The organism is Halomonas meridiana (assembly GCF_009846525.1).
Classification (GTDB): Bacteria; Pseudomonadota; Gammaproteobacteria; order Pseudomonadales; family Halomonadaceae; genus Vreelandella.
Genome location: NZ_CP024621.1, coordinates 2,306,572 through 2,325,025 on the forward strand (window position 1 = coordinate 2,306,572; position 18,454 = coordinate 2,325,025).

General features: G+C 59.4%; 18 protein-coding genes. 2 read left to right on the top strand and 16 right to left on the bottom strand.

The window, feature by feature from the left end:
* Position 1: 1 nt before the first annotated feature.
* The 7 genes from fabF to CTT34_RS11235 all read right to left on the bottom strand — a co-directional run bounded on the left by fabF (position 2) and on the right by CTT34_RS11235 (position 5,512).
* The gene (gene fabF / locus CTT34_RS11205; protein ID WP_159342512.1) at positions 2-1,240 is read right to left on the bottom strand and encodes a beta-ketoacyl-ACP synthase II; all 1,239 of its coding nucleotides are present in this window, start codon (positions 1,238-1,240) and stop codon (positions 2-4) included.
* A 194-nt stretch (positions 1,241-1,434) separates the two neighbouring features.
* Positions 1,435-1,668, bottom strand: a complete 234-nt coding sequence (gene acpP, locus CTT34_RS11210) for an acyl carrier protein (protein ID WP_008956801.1) — start codon at positions 1,666-1,668, stop codon at positions 1,435-1,437.
* Positions 1,669-1,792: 124 nt separating this feature from the next.
* Positions 1,793-2,536 carry a 3-oxoacyl-ACP reductase FabG gene (gene fabG / locus CTT34_RS11215; protein WP_159342513.1) on the bottom strand — a complete coding sequence of 248 codons (744 nt, stop codon included), beginning with the start codon at positions 2,534-2,536 and terminating at the stop codon, positions 1,793-1,795.
* 52 nt (positions 2,537-2,588) lie between these two features.
* Positions 2,589-3,548, bottom strand: coding sequence for an ACP S-malonyltransferase (gene fabD / locus CTT34_RS11220; RefSeq protein WP_159342514.1), 960 nt, complete (start codon positions 3,546-3,548; stop codon positions 2,589-2,591).
* Positions 3,549-3,702: 154 nt separating this feature from the next.
* Positions 3,703-4,716: a phosphate acyltransferase PlsX gene (plsX, locus tag CTT34_RS11225; protein WP_159342515.1), complete on the bottom strand. Its 1,014-nt coding sequence runs from the start codon at positions 4,714-4,716 to the stop codon at positions 3,703-3,705.
* 40 nt (positions 4,717-4,756) lie between these two features.
* Positions 4,757-4,927 carry a 50S ribosomal protein L32 gene (gene rpmF / locus CTT34_RS11230; RefSeq protein WP_009099300.1) on the bottom strand — a complete coding sequence of 57 codons (171 nt, stop codon included), beginning with the start codon at positions 4,925-4,927 and terminating at the stop codon, positions 4,757-4,759.
* 36 nt (positions 4,928-4,963) lie between these two features.
* Positions 4,964-5,512 (bottom strand): YceD family protein, encoded by a 549-nt coding sequence (locus tag CTT34_RS11235; protein WP_159342516.1) that lies wholly within the window; start codon positions 5,510-5,512, stop codon positions 4,964-4,966.
* Positions 5,513-5,671: 159 nt separating this feature from the next.
* Between CTT34_RS11235 and CTT34_RS11240 the strand changes: the two genes are divergently transcribed.
* The gene (locus CTT34_RS11240; RefSeq protein ID WP_254436369.1) at positions 5,672-6,274 is read left to right on the top strand and encodes a Maf family protein; all 603 of its coding nucleotides are present in this window, start codon (positions 5,672-5,674) and stop codon (positions 6,272-6,274) included.
* Positions 6,275-6,276: 2 nt separating this feature from the next.
* Here CTT34_RS11240 and sppA read toward each other — a convergent pair whose 3' ends face one another.
* Genes sppA through CTT34_RS11255 form a run of 3 tightly spaced genes read right to left on the bottom strand, consistent with a single transcriptional unit; the run spans position 6,277 to position 9,046 of the window.
* On the bottom strand, positions 6,277-7,392 hold the full coding sequence (gene sppA, locus CTT34_RS11245; protein ID WP_159342517.1) for a signal peptide peptidase SppA: 1,116 nt from the start codon (positions 7,390-7,392) through the stop codon (positions 6,277-6,279).
* Positions 7,393-7,401: 9 nt separating this feature from the next.
* Entirely contained in the window at positions 7,402-8,094 is a 693-nt protein-coding gene (locus tag CTT34_RS11250) for an HAD family hydrolase (protein WP_159342518.1), read from the bottom strand.
* Positions 8,095-8,104: 10 nt separating this feature from the next.
* Entirely contained in the window at positions 8,105-9,046 is a 942-nt protein-coding gene (locus CTT34_RS11255) for an RluA family pseudouridine synthase (protein ID WP_159342519.1), read from the bottom strand.
* A gap of 688 nt (positions 9,047-9,734) precedes the next feature.
* On the opposite strand from CTT34_RS11255, the gene rne reads away from it, so the two are divergent.
* A complete protein-coding gene (gene rne / locus CTT34_RS11260; RefSeq protein ID WP_159342520.1) occupies positions 9,735-13,145 on the top strand; it encodes a ribonuclease E in 3,411 nt (1,136 codons plus the stop codon).
* A gap of 60 nt (positions 13,146-13,205) precedes the next feature.
* On the opposite strand, the gene murB is transcribed toward rne, so the two are convergent.
* Genes murB through msbA form a run of 6 tightly spaced genes read right to left on the bottom strand, consistent with a single transcriptional unit; the run spans position 13,206 to position 18,415 of the window.
* On the bottom strand, positions 13,206-14,225 hold the full coding sequence (gene murB, locus CTT34_RS11265; protein ID WP_254436370.1) for a UDP-N-acetylmuramate dehydrogenase: 1,020 nt from the start codon (positions 14,223-14,225) through the stop codon (positions 13,206-13,208).
* Positions 14,215-14,682 (bottom strand): low molecular weight protein-tyrosine-phosphatase, encoded by a 468-nt coding sequence (locus CTT34_RS11270; protein ID WP_159342521.1) that lies wholly within the window; start codon positions 14,680-14,682, stop codon positions 14,215-14,217. The genes murB and CTT34_RS11270 overlap by 11 nt, the downstream gene beginning before the upstream one ends.
* On the bottom strand, positions 14,679-15,464 hold the full coding sequence (gene kdsB / locus CTT34_RS11275) for a 3-deoxy-manno-octulosonate cytidylyltransferase (RefSeq protein WP_159342522.1): 786 nt from the start codon (positions 15,462-15,464) through the stop codon (positions 14,679-14,681). Before kdsB ends, CTT34_RS11270 begins: the two co-directional genes overlap by 4 nt.
* Positions 15,464-15,673 carry a Trm112 family protein gene (locus CTT34_RS11280; protein WP_159342523.1) on the bottom strand — a complete coding sequence of 70 codons (210 nt, stop codon included), beginning with the start codon at positions 15,671-15,673 and terminating at the stop codon, positions 15,464-15,466. Before CTT34_RS11280 ends, kdsB begins: the two co-directional genes overlap by 1 nt.
* Entirely contained in the window at positions 15,666-16,682 is a 1,017-nt protein-coding gene (gene lpxK, locus CTT34_RS11285; RefSeq protein WP_159342524.1) for a tetraacyldisaccharide 4'-kinase, read from the bottom strand. The genes CTT34_RS11280 and lpxK overlap by 8 nt, the downstream gene beginning before the upstream one ends.
* The gene (msbA, locus tag CTT34_RS11290) at positions 16,679-18,415 is read right to left on the bottom strand and encodes a lipid A export permease/ATP-binding protein MsbA (protein WP_159342525.1); all 1,737 of its coding nucleotides are present in this window, start codon (positions 18,413-18,415) and stop codon (positions 16,679-16,681) included. Before msbA ends, lpxK begins: the two co-directional genes overlap by 4 nt.
* Positions 18,416-18,454 lie beyond the last annotated feature (39 nt).

Genomic DNA, 18,454 nt, shown 5'->3' on the forward strand with positions numbered 1-18,454 from the left:
CTTATACCTTCTTGAACAACAGCGAGCCGTTCGTGCCACCAAAACCAAACGAGTTCGACAGCGTTACATCGATACGCATGTCACGAGCAGTATGGGGGACGTAGTCGAGATTGCAGCCCTCTTGGGGGTTGTCCAGGTTGATGGTGGGCGGCGCCACCTGATCGCGAATGGCAAGAATGCTAAAGACGGCTTCGACAGCGCCAGCCGCTCCCAGCAGGTGACCGATCATCGACTTGGTGGAGCTTACGGCCACGTGCTGCGCCGCACTGCCCAGCACTTTCTCGATCGCACGACTCTCAGCCAAATCCCCCGCTGCCGTCGACGTGCCGTGAGCATTGATATAATGCACGGCCGACGGATCGATGGCGGCATCTTTGATGGCATTGCTCATAGAGAGGGCAGCGCCACGACCATCCTCCGGCGGTGCCGTCATGTGATAGGCGTCATCGCTCATACCGAAGCCAGCCAGCTCTGCATAGATATGCGCACCGCGTGCTTTCGCATGCTCATACTCTTCCAGTACTAGCACCCCCGCACCATCCGAGAGCACAAAGCCATCTCGGTCCGCATCCCAAGGACGGCTGGCCGCCTGCGGATCGTCATTACGCGTCGATAGCGCTCGCGCCGCCGAGAAACCGCCCAGGCCAAGCGGTGTGGTAGCCATCTCCGCGCCGCCACAAATCATCACGTCCGCATCGCCGTACGCAATGGTGCGAGCGCTATAACCAATGTTGTGAGTGCCGGTGGTACAAGCAGTCGTAATGGCGATGTTCGGCCCTTTGAAGCCGTGCTGGATCGCCATGTTGCCCGAGATCATGTTGATAATGGAGCCCGGTACGAAGAACGGCGACACGCGACGTGCACCGCCTTTGTTGAGCGCATTGTGGTTATGTTCAATCATTGGCAAACCACCAATGCCTGAACCGATAGCCACACCGATGCGCTCGGCGTTCTCATCGGTGCACTCGATGCCTGAATCCTGAATGGCCTGCGCACCAGCGGCCATGCCGTACTGAATGAACAGATCCATCTTGCGTGCATCTTTGGGATTCAGGTAGGGACTAATATCAAAATTCTTTACCGAACCGCCAAACCGCGTATTGAAGCCACTGGTATCGAAGTGCTCAATCGGCGCAATGCCGCTTTTACCTGCGACGATGTTCGCCCACGACTCATTGACACTATTACCCACTGGGGTCACCAGGCCTAACCCAGTTACCACTACCCTTCTTCGCGCCATCAGCTTTCCTCCAGGCATCCATGGTGACACGACCCATCTGGGTCATTTGCTGCAGAAATTTGGTGACTAGTATAACGGAGTTTGAACGTTATATTCATTGTGAGCGTAAAGCAAAAAAGCCGTCCCCTATCAGGACGGCTTTTTTAATACGGGCGGGCAACACCCCACCTTGGTTCTTTGCGATAACCGCGCCCTTACTGGTGGGCGTTGACGTAGTCGATCGCTTCTTGAACCGTAGTGATTTTCTCAGCTTCTTCATCAGGAATTTCGGTGTCGAATTCCTCTTCCAACGCCATCACCAATTCAACGGTGTCCAGAGAGTCGGCACCCAGGTCTTCAGTGAAAGAAGAGCTGTTCTGGATGTCTTCTTCTTTAACGTTCAGGCGCTCTGCCACTACTTTCTTTACGCGCTCTTCAATAGTACTCATCAACGTACTCCAGTCGTTCACATTAGCCGTTATAGATAACCAGCTATTTGGAAACCGCAAGCCAAAAGCTGCGGGGTAGTTTATAGACGCCCTTAGGTTGACGCAACCGCCAAACCCAAGGCCATCAACGCATATTCATACCGCCATTCACATGCAGCGTTTCACCGGTGATATACCCTGCGGCATCACTCGTCAAAAAGCCCACGGCGGCGGCGATTTCTTCTGGCCCACCCAAGCGTGCCAGAGGAATCTGTTTGAGCAACATTTCATGCTGCGCTTCAGGCAGTGCCTCGGTCATATCGGTAGCGATAAAACCGGGCGCAACGGCGTTGACCGTGATGGCACGAGACGCCACTTCACGCGCCAGTGCGCGACTAAAGCCTTCCATACCGGCCTTGGCCGCCGCGTAGTTCGCCTGCCCCAGGTTCCCCATGGTCGCCACGACAGAGCTGATCGACACGATCCGCCCAAAACGCGCCTTGGTCATTCCCCGTAAACAGGCCTTGCTGACACGATAGACGGATTTGAGGTTGGTATCCATGACGGAATCCCACTCTTCCTCTTTCATCCGCATTAGGAGGTTATCACGGGTAATCCCCGCGTTGTTAACCAAAATCGTTGGCGCACCAAAGCGCTCGCCAATCGTCTTGAGCACCTCATCGATGCTCGCCTGGTCGGTGACGTTCAGGCACATGCCCGCGCCTTCGATGCCGTTGGCTTTCAAATCGGCATCGATGTTCTCGGCGCCAGCGGGGCTGGTGGCCGTTCCAATGACGATGCGTCCCTGGCGACCAAGCTCATGAGCAATGGCGCGACCAATACCGCGGCTCGCTCCCGTCACTAGGGCGACACGTTTTTCTTGCGTCATAACACGTTTCCTTCCACTGAACTAAGCAAGGGTAGCTGATATTCGCCGTTTATCACGCATTACCCGCTAATGTTTCGCGCGCAAGCTCGAGTGCTGCATCCAAACTGTCGGGGTCGTTGACCGCTAACCCCTTGGCACCGCGAACGATACGCTTATTGAGGCCAGTTAGCACCTTGCCCGGACCACACTCAATGAAGACATTAGCACCTTGCTCCGCCATGGCTTCAACGCAGGAGGACCACCGCACGGGTTGGTAGAGCTGCTCGATCAAACGAGTACGAAGCGTGTCGACATCCGCATGGGCTTGGGCGTCGACGTTTTGAATCACCGTGTAACGGGGGGCACGCAGTTCGATCGACTGCATCGCCTCGGCAAGACGCTCGGCTGCCGGGCGCATTAACGCGCAGTGGGAAGGCACCGAGACCGGCAAGGCCAGAGCACGCTTAGCGCCTGCCTCTTGGCAAGCCGTTATCGCGCGCTCGACGGCGGCCTTGCTGCCTGCAATCACGACCTGCCCTGGGGAGTTATAGTTCACGGCGGACACGACATCACCTTGCGCAGCGCTGGCACAGGCGGCCTCTACGGCGGCATCGTCCAAGCCGAGGATGGCGGCCATACCGCCTTGTCCGGCGGGCACGGCTTCCTGCATCGCTTCGCCGCGCAGGCGAACGAGCTGCACACCTTCGGCAAACCCCATCACGCCGGCACAGACCATCGCACTGTACTCGCCAAGGCTATGACCTGCCATCACGCTGGGACGGGGACCTTCCAGCTCTTGCCACACACGCCAGATAGCCACACTGGACGTGAGTAGCGCAGGCTGGGTGCAAGCCGTGGCATTCAGCGCGTCTTCGGGACCTTCCTGGACGACCTTCCACAGGTCATAGCCCAGCGCGTCGGACGCTTCCTCAAATGTCGTTCCCACCACACTGTAGCGCTCGGCCAGCTCTCGCAGCATTCCAAGCTGCTGAGAGCCTTGCCCGGGAAAAATGAGGGCAAGGGGTTGAGACATGTCGTTCACCTTTGCTCTTGTAGGCATTTGCTCAGTTGAGCGATAGGCGTGGTCATCGGCAACGCTGACGAGCAGCGCAAGGCATCTCCTACTGCCGCCGATCACCCGCAAAAGTCATACAACGTCATGTGGCACCTTCTCACTTGCCGCGGGCTTACGCCCAACGCTTGGCAAGCTGCATCGGCAGGTCGTGCTCGACCTCTTGCAAGGCTCGCTGAATAGCATAGTAGAACCCATCTGCCCGGGTACCACCATGACTCTTCACCACAATCCGTTTTAGCCCAAGTAGGCTTGCGCCGTTATATCGAACGGGATCAAGCTCTTGCTTGAGCCGTTTCAGCACAGGTTTGGCCAGTACACTTGCCAAGCGCCCGCATAGGCGTGACTCGAACGCCATCTGCACACGCTCTACCAACATACGGGTCAAACCTTCGCTCGCCTTCAACGTCACGTTACCGACAAAGCCATCGCACACCATGACATCAATCTCGCCCTGAAAGATGTCGCCGCCTTCCGCATAGCCTTGATAGGCAAAGGGCAGTGATGATGCCCTCTCCTGAAGCAGGCGATTCGCTTCACGCACCACGACACTGCCTTTGGTCGCCTCGGCACCAACGTTCAACAGCGCCACCCGTGGATGCACGACACCATCCACACAGTGCGCCATAGCGGCTCCCAGCACGGCAAAATCGACGAGCCGAGAAGCAGGAGAATCCACATTGGCCCCTAAGTCCAACAAATAACAGCGTCGACCGCCTCGCGTTGGAATCGCAGTGCTGATAGCGGGCCGTGAAAACCCTGCAATCATGCCTAACTCGCGTCGAGCCAGTGCGACTAGCGCCGCTGTATTACCAGCGCTAACCCCCGCCATGGCACGGCCGTCCGAGACATCTCGCAGCATGTGCGCCATGCTCGTATCGTGACCATGGCGGAGCGCCCAGGCCGCCGAGGCGTGTTGCGATACCACGCTAGGCGCATCGTAGGCGACTAAACGTGACGCTGCCGCAGCCAGAGGCTGCGGCAAGCGCAAAAGCTCAGCGGTAATCCGCTGGCGGGGGCCGAACAGAGCGAGCTCAAGGTCAGGACGTTCGATCACTGCCTTTGCAGAGCCTTCGATAATGGCACGGGGGCCTTGGTCACCCCCCATAACATCAATCGCTAGGCGCATTGCACCCACGCTGTTCCGCCACTCGTTAGGATGTTAAGGATTAAACCTCAACGACCTTACGACCACGGTAGAAACCGTCCGGAGAGACGTGGTGACGCAGGTGAGTCGTACCGGTTTCTTTGTCCTGAGACAGAGTCGGTGCGCTCAGCGCATCGTGGCTACGACGCATACCGCGCTTGGAACGAGTTTTACGGTTCTGTTGAACTGCCATGGGTGTTTACTCCAAGGTATGTAGGGTAAGTGATGCTTACTTTTTGCCTTTCAAAGCGCCACTGCTTTTCAAAGCATTGAGCACCGCGAAAGGGTTCTTGGCTGAAGCGGACTCGTCCGCCGCGCCTTCGGTCTTGCTGACCAGCTGCTCCGCCGAGACATGGCATTCGGTCTCATCGTGATAGACCACTTGAGGCAAGCTGAGAATGAGCTCATCCTCAACCACCGTCAGCAAGTCCAGCTGTTCATTTTCCACCAGCACCGGCTCATGACTGGCAGGCAGCTCGGCGGCCAAGGCTTCGTCGGTAATCATTCCAAGCAGGAAGTCACTAGCAACGTCTTGGCTAAGCGGCACCATACAGCGGCGACAAGGCAGCGCCAGGGTCGCTTGCAAATGGCCACGAATTTCGCGACGGCCTTGGGCATCCACACCAAACTCGAGCACGACATGACAGTCGCCGGTTTGGTCACCTGCTTCTTCAGCAAGGCGGGGCAGCTTATTCAGCGCCACTGAGCCTTCGAGTCGTTCGCGGCGGGCTGCAAGCTTATAAGGCTCAACCCGGCTGGGGAGTTGTGAGGTCAACATAGGCGCGCAATGATAGGCACTCGCCCCCCTGGTGTCAAAGCTCATGGCATAATTCTTCTCGGTTTATCGATGACAATAGCACCATTAGGCATGTCACTACGCTTTCGCTACACTCACTACCGGTGCTTATTGCACCCTTCAGGCCACAAGGAGACGACAGTGCCGCAAACGCAAAACGCCCCCCTCGTGCTCGCTTCTAGCTCCCGCTTTCGCCAAGCGCTACTAGACCGACTGCACTTGCCCTACCAGTGCCATTCACCCGACATCGATGAAACGCCCCTCGATGGCGAGTCTCCCCAGGCATTAGTGCATCGTCTCGCATTGAGCAAAGCCAACGCGGTGGCCGAACGTTTTCCACAGCACTGCATCATAGGCTCCGACCAAATTGCGCTGTTCGAGGGTGACATTCTCGGCAAACCGCACACGGCAGAGCGCGCTCGCGCCAACCTGGCGCGCTTTTCAGGACACAAGGTAACGTTTTTGACGGGCCTCGCTTTGGTCGACACACGCCATCAGCGCCACCACGTGCACATCGAACCGTTCGAGGTCGTGTTCCGCACCTTGAGCGAACAGGAAATCGAGCGTTACGTCACACTGGAAAAACCCCTCGATAGCGCTGGCAGCTTTCGCATGGAAGGGCTAGGCATCGCGCTCTTCGAGCGCCTCGAGGGGCGTGACCCCAACGCGCTGATCGGGCTACCGCTCATTGCACTCTGCGACATGCTTCGCCAAGTGGGCATGAACCCCCTTGGCGATGCCTGACGCTACTGAACTTGAAACTTTATTGGCGCATGACGGGTGTGAACACCCAGCACCTCGGCCGCCGCCTGAGTAAAGCGACGCGTTAGACGCTCGAAGGGATCCAAGCGCGGCGTGTAGTTCTCCCAGGACGCCTCGCCCACCTGGGCACGAGCAACCTGCTCCAGGCTCGCCAACTCGTCGACCAACCCTAAGCCCAACGCCTGCTCGCCGCTCCAGATCAGCCCGGAAAAAATATCCGGGCTGTCACTCAAACGCTCCCCTCGCCCTGCTTGCACATCGTCGATGAACTGCTCATGGGTTTGGGTGAGCACGCTTTGCCAGAAGCGCGCCACGTCCTCATCCAACGGCTGAAACGGGTCCAGAAACGCTTTGTTCTCGCCCGCCGTCATGACACGACGCTCCACCCCCAACTCGGCAATGGCCTCTTGAAAACCGAATCCGGCATAAATGACTCCAATCGACCCTACCAAGCTGGCGGGAGACGCCACGATCTCATCAGCCGCTGCCGCGATGTAATACGCACCGCTGGCACCAATGTCTTCGATCACCGCAATGATCGGCTTATCACCCTGCTCACGCAGGCGCATGATTTCGGTGTAGATACGTTGCGACTGAACAGGGCTCCCCCCCGGGCTGTCGATGTGCAGCACGACGGCGGCGGCACCGGGATTTTCCCACGCTCGGTTCAAACCTTGAATGATGCGCTCCGCATTGGCTGGGGCATCGCTGGCGATGACCCCATGGACTTCCACCAGCGCCAAATGCTGCTGGGCGGGCACGGCGGCGGTCGGCTCCGCCAAGAACACGCGATAGAGCGTCGTCGTCAGCGAGATCAATACCAGCGCGAGCAGCATGAGCCGGAAGAACAGTTTCCAGCGGCGACTTCGACGCTGTTCGGTCAGCACACCACCGATCCAACGATCCATCATCTCGAGCTGAGCCAGCCGCTGTCGCTCTCGCAGCGTCTCGGCGTCGTCCCCTTGCGCACCTACCGGTGCTGACGCCCCCTCTTGAGCAGGTACTTCGGGCCCTTGCGTCCAGCGATCATGGTCACTCGGCGACGCACGGTCTCCAGGCGCCTGCCCATGACGCTCATCGCGCCGCTGATCATCACTCATCGTCGATTCCTACGTTGCGTTTCTTGAAGTCTTGACCTGCCCATCCTGAGACTCGCCGTAAAGCCACTGGAATAGCGACGGTATGTCGTCAGCCACCCATATGGGCTGACTGGCCGCTAAACGGGCGGGCGTGTGCACCCCGTATGTCACGCCCACTCGATCCATTCCCAAGGCGCGAGCCATCTCCAAATCGTACTCCGTATCCCCCACCATGACCGCCCGTTCTACCGGCACCTGCAGCTCGACCAATATCTCATGCAGCATTTGTGGGTGCGGCTTCGAGCGAGTTTCATCGGCAGTGCGGCTCGCGTGAAAAAACTGGCCGCTCCCCGTCTCGCGAAAGATGCGATCGAGCCCGCGACGGCTTTTACCCGTCGCGACCGCAAGCCGTTGCTGAGGGCGTTCTCGCAATTTAGCCAAGTGCGCCTCCACTCCGTCGAAAAAGGGCATCGGCGTCGTGTTCCCCTCCACGAAGTGGTGAGAGTAACGCTGGCGCAGCCGCTCGGCCTGCTCCGGAGAAATGCCCGGACACAGTTTAGCGATCGCTTCGGGTAGCCCCAGCCCAATAATGTCTTCGATGGCCTTCACGTCCAATTCGCCCCATTCGGCATCTGCCGCTGCGGCCTGCATGCAGGCAACGATTTTGGGCACGGAATTCATCAACGTGCCGTCCCAATCGAAGATAATCAGCTCGTAACGCATACCCTTCCCCTTATTGACGTGCGCGATTGAGCGTCTCTTCGAGCGCTTCTGGAAGCGGCGCTTTTACCGTCACCGGCCTGCCATTACCGGGCTCTGGAAACGTCAGCGAACGTGCGTGGAGGAATAGACGACCCAACCCTAACTGCTTGGTCAACAAACCGCTGTCACGGGTCGCGTATTTATCGTCGCCTAACAGCGCGTGCCCGGCATGCGCGGCGTGCACACGAATCTGATGGGTGCGCCCGGTCACGGGCTCCGCTTCGATCAGCGTGACTTTCTCGAACGTCTCCACCACCGAGAAGTGAGTACGCGACACCTTGCCATTGGGGTCTACCCGTACGCGTCGCTCACCGTTGCCCGCGTCGAAACGGTCTAACCGGGCGCTTTCGTATGTTTTGCGGGCAGGCCAGCGCCCGGCGACCAGCGCCAAATAGCGCTTGTCCATGCCGTGCTTTTTCAACGCATCGTTGAGGGTAACCAGCGCATCGCGGGACTTGGCGAGTAGCAAACAGCCAGAGGTATCACGATCGAGACGATGCACTAGCTCCAGGAACGTCAGATCGTCACGCACTTGGCGCAACGCCTCGATCAAGCCAATCTTGACACCGCTTCCTCCATGGACGGCCAGCCCGGACGGCTTGTTCAGCACCATCCAATCGGGGCCTTCCATGATCACGCTCCCCACCAGTAGGTCGCGCAGGTTGTCGCTGACCTCTTTTACCGCCTCCTTAGGCGCTAGGCGCAGCGGCGGCACTCGTACCAAGTCGCCAGACTGAAGGCGATAATCGACCTTGACCCGTTTTTTATTGACGCGAACTTCCCCTTTACGAACGATGCGATAAATCAGTGCGCGGGGAGCGCCTTTCAATCGCGTCATCAAAAAATTATCGATTCGCTGACCTGCTTGTTCCGGGGCGATTTCCACCCACTGTACTTCACGCCCTTCGGACATTGCCGCGTACTCCTGGTGACATTCTTTAACGTCAGGCTAAAAACGGCATTCTAACGTAGACCTAGCGGCATTGCGTCAATTGCTGGTGGTTGTCTTTACTGTTATATTCCAAAGCGCTCATCGGCCAACGTGGCCGGGCCGAACGTGGCCCGCTTTTATCACTTATGTATAGCGAAAGATGGCCCACGTTTTGCCTTCGCACCTGCCCGACAAACACGCAGGTCAGAGCGAACCAAGTAGCGATTAGTGTACGCACTGCCTACTGATAACGTATTGAAATGTAGTAACTCTGTCGTTCAACCATCGTTCGACGACAGAGAACGTCAGGCCCTACCAGCAACGGCGGGCCCGTCATTAAATAAACGTTACGCCCCTGCCAACAGCCCCTGTTCGTCACAAGGCGCTGCGACGCTGGGGCGCTAAGATCAACGCTGTGCCGATACCGGCGTTGGCGAATCGATGAATGCCAGGTGTGGGCGGTGTCAGCAGAGCCGGATGGACGTGACAGCCACCGAAACACGTTCTGCCGCCGCCACGTACTCAACGCCCTTTCGGCCGGGTTGGCACGACTGCCTTCCCGGCTTAATGCGTCAGCATAACCATGCGCCGAGCACAAGCACGCAGCACCCAGCGATTCGCCGACGCTCGCTTTCAAAGCACGTCGGCACGCCATGCTACGTGAGACAACATGAAACGGATGCTAATTAACGCGACCCAGCCTGAAGAGCTGCGGGTCGCACTGGTAGATGGACAGCGCCTGTACGATTTGGATATCGAGTCCGGCGCTAGGGAACAGAAAAAAGCCAATATTTATCGGGGTAAGATCACCCGCGTAGAGCCCTCTCTCGAAGCTGCGTTCGTGGACTTTGGCGCTGAACGCCATGGCTTCCTTCCTTTGAAAGAAATTTCCCGCGAATACTTCATCAAGGACGTGTCTGGTCGCCCTAGCATCAAAGAGGTGCTCAAAGAGGGCCAGGAAGTCATCGTTCAGGTCGATAAAGAAGAGCGCGGCAACAAAGGCGCAGCGCTGACCACCTTCATCAGCCTTGCGGGTCGCTTTTTGGTATTGATGCCTAATAACCCGCGTGCAGGCGGTATTTCACGCCGTATCGAAGGCGATGATCGCAGCCAGCTCAAAGACGCGATGGGTCAGCTAACCGTTCCTGACAAAATGGGGCTGATCGTTCGTACTGCCGGCATCGGCCGCAGTTCCGAAGAGCTGCAGTGGGACCTGGATTACCTCGTGCAGGTGTGGGAATCCATCACGACGGAAGCAGGCAAACGCTCCGCTCCGTTCCTGATCTATCGCGAATCCAACGTCATCATTCGCGCCATGCGTGACTACTTGCGCCAGGATATCGGCGAGGTATTGATCGATAGTCCCGAGATTCACGCCGAAGCGCTGGCGTTCATTCGCCAGGTCATGCCCTCGTACCAGCAGAAGATCAAGCTGTACGCGGATGAAGTCCCCCTCTTCTCCCGCTTCCAGATCGAGTCACAAATCGAAACCGCCTACCAGCGGGAAGTGAAGCTGCCGTCGGGTGGTTCGATCGTGATCGACCACACCGAAGCCCTGGTCTCCATCGACATCAACTCTGCACGCGCCACGCGGGGCAGTGATATCGAGGAAACCGCGCTGCAAACCAACTCTGAGGCCGCCGACGAGATCGCCCGTCAGCTGCGCCTTCGGGATATTGGCGGCTTGGTCGTGATCGACTTCATCGACATGGGGCCTGCACGCAATCAGCGTGAAGTCGAAAACCGCATGCGCGACGCGCTGAAGCTAGACCGCGCACGCGTTCAAATCGGACGCATTTCACGCTTCGGCCTGATGGAAATGTCGCGGCAGCGCCTGCGTCCCTCCTTGGGCGAAACCAGCGGCGTTGTGTGCCCGCGCTGTAACGGTCAGGGCACCATTCGTGACGTGCGCTCGCTATCGCTCTCCATCATGCGCCTGATCGAAGAAGAGGCCATGAAAGAGCGCAGCGCCCAGATTCGCGCCATCCTGCCGGTCCCGGTGGCCACGTATCTGTTGAACGAAAAGCGCAGCGTGCTGGCGGATATCGAGTCGCGTCAAGGCGTTCGGGTCGTCCTGCTTCCCAGCCCTGACATGGACACGCCCCATTACGATGTCCAGCGCCTGCGGGATGATCATTTAGACGAAGATGACAGCCACTCGCTCTCCAGCTTCGAGCTGTCGACCGACACCGACGTCGGCAAAGAGCCAGACCCAAGCTTTGCGCCGCCGGCGCAGCGTGCCGAAGCTGCAGTGAAGAGCGTCGTGCATAACGCCCCGGCGCCTGCATCGCTGCAAACCGAAGAAGCGCCTGCTAAAGCCGCTGCCCCAGCGCCCGCCGCCGAACAGCCTAGCGTGCTCGGCCGCTTCATCCGTGGCTTTGCCAAGCTATTGGGCGGTGATGACAGCGCTCACCAGACGGCCAACGAGGCGGAAGCGCCACGTAAGGCATCCGAGCAGCCAAGCCGCCCGCCCCGCAACGAGCGACGCAGCAAACCGGCTCAGGAGCGTAACGACAGCACGCCCAAGCAGGAACAGCGCAGCGATAACGCCAAGAGCGATCAGCGCGGCAACGCGGCGGGGAACACCGGATCACGTAACGAAGATGCCAGCGACAAGCGCAGCGGCCCAAGCCGTACGCGTAATCGCCGCCGCCACCCCCAACAAGACGATAGCAAAGGCCAAGAGAACGCGAAAAACACGCGTCAACAGAGCCCTAAAGAGAGCGTAAAAGAGAGCCCGAAAGAGACCTCCAAGGAGGAGTCTGGTAAACCTCAGGAGCCTCGTCGCGACAAGCCACGGGAGAACAAACCCAAGCAGGACAAGCAGGACAAGCAGGAGGAGCGCGCACCTGCAGCGCAGGCCGACGACAGCCAGCAGGATGACGGCAAGCCGAAGCGCACCCGCAACAACCCGCGCAACCGCTCGCGTAAACAGGCGCTCAACCCGCAGGCCGAAGCCGAGCAGTTGAAGCTGCAAGCGGACGCTGCAAAGGCGCCCCAAGCCACTGATGACTCCGCCAGCACAGCCCCCGCAGATGCGGCTCCTAGCGCTGATGCCTCCTCCCAGGCAGCCGAAGCCCCTCAGGCCACGGCCACCGAGGCGCCGACTGACGCCGAGACGATGCAACGCGAACAGGCCGCCCAACCTGCGGAAGCGAGTCCTGAAGTGAGCTCTGGAGAAAGCAGTGGAGAAAGCACTGAAGAGAGCACTGAAGAGAGCACTACCTCAGAGCGTGCAGCCAACAGTGGCGACAAAGCTCGCAAATCGACGCGCCAGCGCCGTCAATCCAAGCCGGAAGCCGACGCTAAAGACGCAGCGGTACCGGTCACGCCGCAGGCCGAGCCCGCCTCCACGGAAGCAGCTAGCCCTGCGGAGCCTGACGACGTTACTGCAGCGCGCACGCCCACCGCTGATAGGCAGGAATCGCGTGTAGAGGCGTCAGCAACAGAGGCACCCAAAACCGACGCGCCCGATACACGCGTTGCCGAAGCAAGCGATGACCAGGCCCAGCCAGCCGATCATGCCACAGCGCCGCAGTCCACGGATGCGTCTCAAACGCCCGAGACCACCCCGGCAGAGGCCGAGGCAAGCAGCACTGCGCCTGACCAAGCACACGCCGAAGCAGCGGAAAACAACGCACAGGCAGCGCCGGTAGCAGACGTCGACACCCAGTCCAAAGCGGAAACGGCGGAAACGGCGGAAACGGCGGAAACGGCGGAAACGGCGGAGCAAGATAACGTTGACACAGCGCCCTCTGCAAAGCCTGAAGACGCACCGACCTCCGAGGCTACCTCTCCAGCAAGCGAACGAACTGCCGAGAAGACGCCCAGCGATGCCGTCGCCGACGAAGCGACATCCGCGATGCCCCCTGCGACCGAGCAGGAGCCTGCGGCCACTGCTACGACCGAGCAGGAGCCTGCGGCCACTGCTACGACCGACGAGGTGTCTGCGCCAGCGCCTGCTAGCGTTGCCACCGACGAGGAAGCGCCTAAACCGCGCCGTCGTCGCCGTCGTGCCCATAACGATCCGCGTGAGCTGCGCAAGCAGCAGAACGCTCAAGGCCAAAACTCGCAAGAGTAACGGCCAGACACGAAAAACCCCGCTCCGGCGGGGTTTTTTTATGGCAGCAAGAAGCGCGGTTTAAACCACACGAGGCTCCGGCTCTAGCGTCACGGCAAACCGCTCGTGTACGGCGTTTGCCACGCTCTCTGCAAAACGCAGCAGCCCAGGACGGTCGCCTCCCCCAAAGTGCACGAGCACTAGCGCTTGTCGCTCATGCACGCCAAATGCGCCGTCACGATGCCCCTTCAACCCACACTGATCGATCAGCCATCCTGCCGCCAGCTTGGTGTGCTGATGGGCTTGAGGAAAGTGCGGCATCTGCGGATATGCTTGCAGAAGTCGCTGCGCGTGTGCATCACTTACCACTGGATTCTTGAAGAAACTACCCGCATTGGCGAGCACGGCCGGATCCGGCAACTTCTCTTGACGAATGGCGCAGACCGCCTGAGCGACCGCCAGTGGCGTGGGCGAAGCCGATATGCGGGACGCCAAATCGCCATAGCCCAGCACGGGACGTGGGTGCTCGGAAAGCCGAAGAGCCAATTGAGTAATCACCACTCGACCCGCCAGTGCCCGTTTGAAGATACTATCGCGATAGCCGAACTGACAGGCCTTGGCGCTCAACCAGCGCGCCTCCCCCGTAGCCAGCTCGACCACCTGGACACCTTCCAGCACATCGCTCAGCTCGACGCCGTAGGCCCCGATGTTCTGTACCGGCGCCGCACCGCAATCACCTGGAATGAGCGCCAGATTCTCCGTTCCCCAAAGCCCTCTGGCCGCCAAGGCCATGACCAGCGAGTGCCAGTTGACGCCAGCGCCGACGAACGCCACAACGCCCTCTTCCCGGCGCTCCAACCACCAGTGGTTAAGCGCCGGTCGCAGCGCCATGCCCATGAGAGTAGGCGGCAACAGTACGTTGCTGCCACCGCCGAGCAGAGTGATGGGCCACTGCTGGGCATGGGCATGGTGAAGCGCCGCCTGTAGGTTCGATAGCGTGGTGGGCGCGGCATAGTGCTCTACCCGACAGGGTAGGCGCAGCGTATTGGCAGCAGACAAATCCACCCAAGCGGCTGATTGGTTCACAGCGTCAGCGACCACGGGTTAGCTCGTCGATCAATCCAGCACTGGCCTGCTCGATCATGTCCAACACCTGCTCGAACCCCTCCTCGCCGCCATAGTAGGGGTCGGGCACATCGGTATTGGGCAACCCGGCATACTCCAACAGCAACCCTGTTTTGGCCTGACTATCGGCGGGCTGTAACGCCCGAATGGCCGCCAAGTTGTCGCGATCCATGCCCAGCACGTAATCGAACGCATGGAAGTCGTTCACCGTTAGCTGTCGAGCACGCAAGTGGCTGATGTCGACGCCACGCCGACGTGCGGCCGCCTGGGCGCGCGGGTCAGGGGCTTTACCCACGTGCCAATCGCCCACGCCGCAGGAGTCGATGTCGATACGTTGAGTGAGCCCTGCCCGCGCCAACGCCTGCTGAAAAACGCCTTCCGCCGTGGGTGAACGGCAGATGTTGCCCAAGCAAACAAACAGTACGCGTGTCATGACTGCCCCCCTTCTACCGCCAACAGCGCTCTGACGCGAGCTAGATCCTCTTCCGTATCCACACCGGCGGGGTTCACCGCACCGGCCAACGCTACCTGAATCGCGTAGCCATGCTGAAGGGCGCGCAGCTGCTCTAACTGCTCCAACTGCTCTAGCGTGGAGGTCGGCAGATCCTGATAGGCTGCCAAAAAGCTTGCCCGATAAGCGTAGATACCGATATGGCGTAGCCATGCGTCGGTGTCCAATAAGTTGGGGGGATGTTTGAAATGCTCCCGATCCCACGGGATCGGCGCACGCGAGAAATACAGCGCCCGCCCTTGAAGCGAACGCACGACTTTCACCACGTTAGGATTGAAGAGCGTGTCCACATCCGTGATCGGTTCCGCCAAAGTGGCCATCGCGGCATCGGGATCGTCGGCCAAACGGAGCGCCACCTGATCGATGAGCACGGGAGGGATAAGCGGCTCATCTCCCTGGACATTGACTACCAGCGTCTCGTCGCTAAGGCCGAGCGTCTCGGCGACTTCGGCCAACCGGTCCGTGCCTGACGGATGGTCGTCGCGCGTCATAATGACGTCTGCCCCGTAGGGCAACATGGCCTCACGAATACGCTCGTCGTCGGTGGCAATGACTACGCGGCTTGCCTGGCTTTGGCTGGCCCGCCGCCACACATGCGCCACCATCGGCTCTCCCGCAATGTCCAGCAGCGGTTTACCCGGCAGCCGCGAGGAGCCAAACCGGGCGGGCACTACGGCGATAAACGGCGTCGACGTATCTGCCATCACGCCTCCCCGGTACGGCCAGGTGACGTGGACAGCTTCTCGTCGGCATCCATCTGCCGCGCCTCTTCGGGCAGCATGACAGGAATGCCGTCCTTGATCGGGTAAGCCAACCCGTCGTAATGGCAGCAAAGCTCCTGAGCTTCGCGGTCGTACTTCAGCTTGCCGTTACACAGTGGGCAAACCAGCATTGCCAGCAGTTCCTTATCCATCGGTGCTTCCCCTTTGAGTCAAGTCGGACAGCCTGTCGCGCAGCCAGTCCTCAAATGCACGTGGAAGCTGGGCTTCCACCTCCAGTACCCAGCTATCAGGCGGTGCGAACGCCTGACACTTCACGGCGTCTTTCGCCGTCATGATGATGGGGTGCTTCGATGCAAACCGAAACGTATTGGCATCGAAAGGCTGGTGATCGGCCAACGGATGCATCTCTCCGCTGACACCTAACGTCCGCAGCGTATCGAAAAAGCGCTGTGGATGACCAATGCCCGCCAATCCGTGAACCGGTAACGAGAAAGGCAGCGGTGCCAGAGGGCGCTGCTCTCCGGAGCTCAGGTGGCGCCAGCGCGTGGGTACCAGCGTCATGGGCACGCTGTCGATCTTCAACGGGCGCTGCAAAGCTCCATTGACGATCACCGCATCCACGCTCGCTAGCCTAGCCGCCGATTCCCTCAACGGCCCTGCCGGAAGACAGCGTTGATTACCCAGCCCCCGGGTGCCATCGATCACCACTAATTCAATATCGCGCCCCAGGGCCAAATGCTGCAAGCCATCGTCGCTGATCACTATGTCGCAGCCCTGCTGCACTAGCATAGCGGCCCCCCGGGCGCGCTGTGGATCAGCCACGACCGGCACGCCGGTCTGCTGCGCCAGCATGAGCGGCTCGTCACCACTGTGCTGCGGGTCCGTTGCCGAGGTTACCAGCAAGGGATAGAGCGGCGCTTTGCCTCCATAGCCCCGGGTGACGATACCCGGCGAAAACCCTTGGGCCTGCAGCCAGCGGCTGAGCCATGCCACCAGCGGAGATTTGCCGGTGCCGCCTAGCGTGATGTTGCCGACCACGATCACGGGCACCGGCACTCGCCGTACCATTTGTTGACCAAGCGCATAGCGCGTTGCACGCCGCTTCATAAGATAACGGTATAAATTACCCAGGGGGTAGAGCGGGGTCAGCCAAGCGCTACCGTCATAGGCAGCTTTCAACCAACGCTCGGCCAAGCTCATTCGTTCTCCTGGAACTGCAGTTGATGGAGCGCAGCGTACGCCCCACCCTTTTCCAGCAGCACCTGATGGGTGCCCTGCTCCACGATTCGCCCTTGATCCATCACCAAAATGCGATCGGCGCGCTCAATGGTAGAGAGGCGATGGGCAATCACGAGCGTGGTGCGCCCTTGGCATACATGCTCCAGCGCTTTTTGAATATAGCGCTCGGATTCCGTGTCGAGGGCGGAGGTCGCTTCGTCCAAAATCAAAATCGGGGCGTCTTTGAAGATTGCTCGTGCAATGGCAAGCCGCTGACGCTGCCCGCCTGAGAGCATGACGCCGTTCTCCCCGACTACCGTCGCATACCCTTCAGGCAGCTTTTCGATGAACTCGCTGGCATAGGCAGCTTCGGCCGCTGCCTTGATGGCTGCCGGATCGGGGTCTGTCACCCCATAGGCAATATTGTCGGCAATCGACGCATTGAACAGCGTGACCTGTTGGGAGACCAGCGCAATGTTCTGACGCAGCGGACCTAGGGCGTACTCATCGGCATTCACGCCATCGATCAAGATACGCCCCTCGCTGGGACGGTAGAAACGCGGCAGCAGGCTCACCAGGGTGGACTTACCGCTTCCCGAGCGGCCCACAATGGCAACCAGCTCGCCTGGGGCAACGTCCAGATTCACGTGATGCAACACATTTGGCTGGTCGTCCCCATAGCGGAAGCTGACATCCTCGATCATCACATGGCCGGTCAGCTTGCTGGGGAGTCGGGTGCCTTCGTCTCGTTCCGGCGCAAGGTCAAGTAGGCCAAACAGCTCAGACGCCGCTGCAATCCCTTTTTGAATCTCACCGTTGATTTCGGTGAGCTGACGTACCGGTTTGATCATCAGCGCAGCGGCCGTAATGAAGGCAACGAACTCGCCCGGCGTCATGTTTTCCATGAGCGAAGGCGCCATGGCCAGCCACACCAGTAGCGCCATGGATATCGCTACCAGCATCAGCACGACAGGCGAGCTGACCGCACGTGTCATGGCCTCTTTCATACTTTGCCGACGATTCTCTTCACTGACCCGCTCGAAGCGCTGCTTTTCGTAAGCCTCTGCGCCATGGGTCCGCACCACGCGATACCCCGACAGTGCCTCCGACGCCACGTGCGTCACATCGCCCATGGAGTGCTGAATGCGCTTGGAAATGCGCCGAAACCGCTTGCTCACGTAGCTCACCACACCGGCAATGATCGGGGTAACCCCCAAAAACAGCAGCGTTAGCATCCAATTGGTCCAAAACAGATAGCCAATAAGACCAATCACGAACAGCCCTTCTCTCAGGATGATCGTAACGGCATTGGTCGCGGCTCCCGCCACCTGTTCGACATGATAGGTCACTCGAGACACCAAATGGCCGCTGGAGTGATGGTCGAAGAAGCGCCCCGGTAGGTGCAACAAGTGCGCGAACACGTCACAGCGCAGGGTGTGGATTACATAGCGCCCAACGTATGCCATAAAATAAGTGCTCAAAAACGTTCCTAGACCGCGGGAAGCAAACATGAGCACCACGAACAGCGGCAGAAAAAAACGGAAAGCGGCATCGGGGTTTTGAATCCCATCGATCAGCCGCTTCATCATCTCCGCCAGCGCGGTGCTCGACGCTGCGTAAATCACGAAACCTACCACCGCTAGCGCAAACGCGCGCCAGTGTGGCTTCACGTAACCCAATAACCGCTTATATAACATCCAACCTGAATCAGTCACACGCGCTCCCGGCAGTAGTGTGCAGTGGGGCGATTCTAC

Coding starts and splice junctions, on each gene's coding strand:
- fabF (WP_159342512.1), bottom strand. CDS start 1,240: ATGGCGCGAAGAAGGGTAGTGGTAACTGGGTTAGGCCTGGTGACCCCA.
- acpP (WP_008956801.1), bottom strand. CDS start 1,668: ATGAGTACTATTGAAGAGCGCGTAAAGAAAGTAGTGGCAGAGCGCCTG.
- fabG (WP_159342513.1), bottom strand. CDS start 2,536: ATGACGCAAGAAAAACGTGTCGCCCTAGTGACGGGAGCGAGCCGCGGT.
- fabD (WP_159342514.1), bottom strand. CDS start 3,548: ATGTCTCAACCCCTTGCCCTCATTTTTCCCGGGCAAGGCTCTCAGCAG.
- plsX (WP_159342515.1), bottom strand. CDS start 4,716: ATGCGCCTAGCGATTGATGTTATGGGGGGTGACCAAGGCCCCCGTGCC.
- rpmF (WP_009099300.1), bottom strand. CDS start 4,927: ATGGCAGTTCAACAGAACCGTAAAACTCGTTCCAAGCGCGGTATGCGT.
- CTT34_RS11235 (WP_159342516.1), bottom strand. CDS start 5,512: ATGTTGACCTCACAACTCCCCAGCCGGGTTGAGCCTTATAAGCTTGCA.
- sppA (WP_159342517.1), bottom strand. CDS start 7,392: ATGAGTGATGATCAGCGGCGCGATGAGCGTCATGGGCAGGCGCCTGGA.
- CTT34_RS11250 (WP_159342518.1), bottom strand. CDS start 8,094: ATGCGTTACGAGCTGATTATCTTCGATTGGGACGGCACGTTGATGAAT.
- CTT34_RS11255 (WP_159342519.1), bottom strand. CDS start 9,046: ATGTCCGAAGGGCGTGAAGTACAGTGGGTGGAAATCGCCCCGGAACAA.
- rne (WP_159342520.1), top strand. CDS start 9,735: ATGAAACGGATGCTAATTAACGCGACCCAGCCTGAAGAGCTGCGGGTC.
- CTT34_RS11270 (WP_159342521.1), bottom strand. CDS start 14,682: ATGACACGCGTACTGTTTGTTTGCTTGGGCAACATCTGCCGTTCACCC.
- kdsB (WP_159342522.1), bottom strand. CDS start 15,464: ATGGCAGATACGTCGACGCCGTTTATCGCCGTAGTGCCCGCCCGGTTT.
- CTT34_RS11280 (WP_159342523.1), bottom strand. CDS start 15,673: ATGGATAAGGAACTGCTGGCAATGCTGGTTTGCCCACTGTGTAACGGC.
- lpxK (WP_159342524.1), bottom strand. CDS start 16,682: ATGAGCTTGGCCGAGCGTTGGTTGAAAGCTGCCTATGACGGTAGCGCT.